This is a genomic window from Dietzia sp. E1 (assembly GCF_014145015.1).
GTDB lineage: Bacteria > Actinomycetota > Actinomycetes > Mycobacteriales > Mycobacteriaceae > Dietzia > Dietzia cinnamea_A.
This window is the reverse complement of the sequence record NZ_JAALDU010000466.1, coordinates 1-3,781: the sequence shown is the minus strand read 5'-3', so window position 1 is coordinate 3,781 and position 3,781 is coordinate 1. Positions and strand designations below refer to the sequence as shown.

Here is a 3,781-nt window from a genome sequence, read left to right as displayed (position 1 = left end):
TCGTCGAGTCGCAGCCGGTCGAGGCCACGTACATCGGCTCCAAGCACAATCTCGGCGGCGCGGGCGGCTTCGCACTGGGCATGCTGCACGCGCTGGCCACCGGCGCGGACCTCGTGTGGTGCGCGGACGACGACGGCCGCCCCGAGGGACCAGAGGTGCTCGCCACGCTGCTGGGCTGCATGGACCGCCACGGCCTGGCCGAGGTCTCGCCGGTGGTGTGCGACCTCGCCGACCCCGACCGACTGGCCTTCCCCCTGCGGCGCGGCCTGGTGTGGCGGCGCCGGCGCTCGGAGCTGGTCACCGGCTCAGGCGCGGCCGGCGACGGCGAGAACGCCGAGGACCTGTTGCCCGGCATCGCGTCGCTGTTCAACGGCGCCCTGTTCACCGCCGACTGCCTGGACCGCGTGGGCGTGCCCGACCTGCGCCTGTTCATCCGGGGCGACGAGGTCGAGGTGCACCGCCGCCTCGTCCGATCGGGCCTGCCGTTCGGCACCTGCCTGACCACCGCCTACCTCCACCCGCAGGGCTCGGACGAGTTCAAGCCCATCCTCGGCGGCCGCATGCACACGCAGTTCCCGGACGACCCGGTCAAGCGGCACTTCACCTACCGCAACCGCGGCTACGTCCTCACCCAGCCCGGCAACCGGCGCCTCATCCCCCAGGAGATCGTGCGCTTCGGCTGGTACTTCCTCGTCTCGCGCCGCGATCCGGCGGGCTTCCGCGAGTGGCTGCGCCTGCAGCGCATGGGCGCGGGCGAGCGATTCGAGAAGCCCGGCGCCTGATCCGCGAGAATCCGCTACCCCGTCTCCGGATCCGCTATGCCCACAGGGGTAGCGGATCCCGAGGGAAGGTAGCGGATTCGGGAGGGCGAGCCCGAGTGCCGGTGTGCGGGAATGCGGCAGGATGGGGGCATGACCGACTGGATCGCCCTGCAGTCCCGCGCCGCCGACCTGTACGACGAGGTGCTGCCCGCCGTCACCGACTGGGACGCCGCAACCCCGTGTAGCGACTGGACCACGCGCGAGGTGTTGGCCCACGTCGTGGACGAGCAGCTCTGGGTGCCGGGCCTGCTCGCCGGCGGCACGGTCGACGAGGTGGCCGACGACCTCGAGGACCGCCTGCGTCGCCTGCGCGACGCCTCGGGGCCGGAGCTGGTGGCGGACTGGGAGTCGGTGAAGGCGCCGGTCGCGGCGGCGTGGCGAGGGACCCCGGACGACGACGAGGTGCACCTGTCCTACGGGCTGGCGCCCGCGAAGCACTACCTGGCGCAACAGGTGTTCGACCTCGCCGTCCACGCGTGGGATCTCGCCGTCTCCCAGCGGATCGACCTGCGGTGGGGCGACGAGCTCGATCGGGCCGTGCTGGAGTTCGTCCGGGCAGATCTCGCCGACAACCCGGCCCCGGAACTCTTCGATCCCCCGGTGCCCGGCTACGAGGGGCCGGACGTCCCCGCCCGGGACACGGCGCTGGCGCTGACCGGACGCGATCCGGGGGCGTGGCCCGTCAGGCCTCTCTGAGAGCAGCCATCGGGCACTTCGCGACGGCCTTCCGTGCCCGCTTCTCGTGCTCCTCGGGGACCTCGTCGACGATGACGCGCACCACCTCGTCGTCGTCCCCCAGCTCGAACACTGCGGGGGCGAGCCCGACGCACACCGCCTGGCCCTCGCACCGGTCCGGATCCACGATGATCCTCATGACGTGCCTCCTCGTCGTCGGCCACGATCGGTTCCGTGGTCGGACCCCTGAAGTTAGACAAATCGGTGCTTTTTGTCTAGGGAATTCGTGTTTTCGTCAGCGGATCGCAGCCGCCCCGAACTGACCCGCCGGTAAGTTAAGCTCACCCCGTGCCCAAGACGCTGCTGCACCGATACACCTCGAGCCCCCGGGCGTTCCCGGTCCTGGCCTCGCTCTATCCACCCCTGCTGGGCTCGGGGATCCGCATCCGCCACGTCGCGCCGGACTGGACCCGCGGGGAGCTCGACATGCACGTGGCCCCGTGGACGGCCAACACCAACGGCACCGCGTTCGGCGGCGCGCTGTTCGCCGCCACCGACGTGCTCTACGGGGCGCTGCTGTCCGGGCAGCTCGGCACCGGTTACCAGGTGTGGACCAAGTCCGCGACGATCGACTTCCGCTCCCCCGGCCGCGGCCGACTCCGGTGCGTCGTCGAGGTGCCGCACGCGGAGGCGGACTCGATCCGCGAACAGCTGACCACACGGTCCAGCACCAGCGTGGTCCACACCGCGGTCGTGACCGACAGCCGCGGCAGGACGGTCGTCGAGGCGCGACACACAATGTTCATCCGCCGCCGCAAGTAGCGCCGCCACCTGCGCGAACGTATCCGTGCCGACGGGCGGCGAGCATCCGTCGGGGGGTCGACACCGCCGCGCGCGGGTAGGATGATCCGGTCAACCGGCCCTCCCCGGAAAGGAAACCCCGTTGGGAGCCACCCCGCTCGCATGGTCGTTGTCAGTCGGCCTGATCGTCGCACTCCTCCTGTTCGACTACTTCTTCCATGTGCGCAAGGAGCACATTCCCACGATCAAAGAGTCGGCCATCTGGTCCTCGCTCTACGTGGGCGTCGCGGTCCTGTTCGGCTTCGCCGTGTGGATCTTCGGCGGCACGGACATGGGTATCGAGTACTTCGCCGGGTACCTCACCGAGAAGGCGCTCTCGGTGGACAACCTGTTCGTGTTCCTCCTGCTGTTGACGAGCTTCAAGGTGCCCAAGGCGGGTCAGCAGAAGGCGCTGCTGTTCGGCATCGTCTTCTCGATCATCGCCCGCACCGCGTTCATCTTCGTGGGCGCCGCACTGCTCAACCAGTTCAGCGCGCTGTTCTACGTGTTCGGCCTGTTCCTCATCGTCACCGCCGGCCGCCTGCTGGCCGAGGATGACGAGGACGACGACGAGGTCGACAACGTCATGGTCCGGTTCGCCAAGAAGGTCATCCCGGCGACCGATCACTACGACCACGACAAGCTGTTCACCGTCGAGAACGGCAAGCGCGTCATGACGCCCATGATGATCGTCATGGTCGCCATCGGCGGCACCGACATCATGTTCGCGCTGGACTCGATCCCCGCAATCTTCGGCCTCACCCAGAACGTCTTCATCGTCTTCACCGCCACCACGTTCTCGCTGCTCGGCCTGCGCCAGCTGTACTTCCTGCTGGAGGGCCTGCTCGACCGGCTGGTCTACCTCAAGTACGGCCTGGCGGCGATCCTGGGCTTCATCGGCGTCAAGCTGGTGCTGCACGCCCTGCACGAGAACAACCTGCCGTTCATCAACGGTGGCGAGCACGTCGACGTGGTCGAGGTGCCCACGCTGCTGTCGCTGGGCGTGATCGTGGTGGTGCTCGTCGTGACCATCGTGGCGTCGCTGGTCAGCCCCGCCGGCAAGGCCCTCACCGTCCTGGGCAACCTCAAGCGTTACTCGCGGGAGTACCTCAACAAGGACTTCACCGACGACCCGGTCGAGCGCGCCCGGCTGTGGAGCAAGATCCTCGAGAACGAGGACAAGCTCGGCACGATCGACCGCAAGTACTTCGGCAGCGAGGGCGACGTGTGGGAGCTCGAGCAGCTCCTGCGCCGGGTCTGGGACGAGCAGGGCCGCTACGAGAAGGCCACCGACTACACCCGCTGATCCGCCGTACCCACGGCATCCCGGCCCGCGGCCTCAGCGCCGCGGGCCGGACCACATCCCGTGCGGGTCGGCCGCGGGGTCATCGGCCGGCGGGTAGCGGACCTCGGACGACGGCCACCGGGCCCGCAGCACGGCGGCC

General features: G+C 69.3%; 5 protein-coding genes. 4 read left to right on the top strand and 1 reads right to left on the bottom strand.

Annotation, left to right across the window (positions count from 1 at the left end; all coding sequences use genetic code 11):
• A partial coding sequence (locus G6030_RS14050; RefSeq protein WP_182643553.1) for a glycosyltransferase family 2 protein occupies window positions 1-782 on the top strand: 782 nt, incomplete at its 5' end.
• Between the two features lie 129 nt (window positions 783-911).
• Window positions 912-1,517 carry a maleylpyruvate isomerase family mycothiol-dependent enzyme gene (locus G6030_RS14045; RefSeq protein WP_182643552.1) on the top strand — a complete coding sequence of 202 codons (606 nt, stop codon included), beginning with the start codon at window positions 912-914 and terminating at the stop codon, window positions 1,515-1,517.
• On the opposite strand, the gene G6030_RS14040 is transcribed toward G6030_RS14045, so the two are convergent.
• The gene (locus tag G6030_RS14040) at window positions 1,504-1,695 is read right to left on the bottom strand and encodes a ferredoxin (protein ID WP_007633389.1); all 192 of its coding nucleotides are present in this window, start codon (window positions 1,693-1,695) and stop codon (window positions 1,504-1,506) included. The two genes, G6030_RS14045 and G6030_RS14040, sit on opposite strands and share 14 nt — an antisense overlap.
• A 149-nt stretch (window positions 1,696-1,844) precedes the next feature.
• Between G6030_RS14040 and G6030_RS14035 the strand changes: the two genes are divergently transcribed.
• Window positions 1,845-2,318, top strand: a complete 474-nt coding sequence (locus G6030_RS14035; RefSeq protein WP_007633391.1) for a DUF4442 domain-containing protein — start codon at window positions 1,845-1,847, stop codon at window positions 2,316-2,318.
• 121 nt (window positions 2,319-2,439) lie between these two features.
• A complete protein-coding gene (locus tag G6030_RS14030) occupies window positions 2,440-3,642 on the top strand; it encodes a TerC family protein (RefSeq protein WP_007633392.1) in 1,203 nt (400 codons plus the stop codon).
• The last annotated feature ends 139 nt before the right edge of the window (window positions 3,643-3,781 follow it).

What these genes read in the sequence shown, in the direction of transcription:
- G6030_RS14045 (WP_182643552.1), top strand. Translation starts at nt 912, where the DNA reads ATGACCGACTGGATCGCCCTGCAGTCCCGCGCCGCCGACCTGTACGAC.
- G6030_RS14040 (WP_007633389.1), bottom strand. Translation starts at nt 1,695, where the DNA reads ATGAGGATCATCGTGGATCCGGACCGGTGCGAGGGCCAGGCGGTGTGC.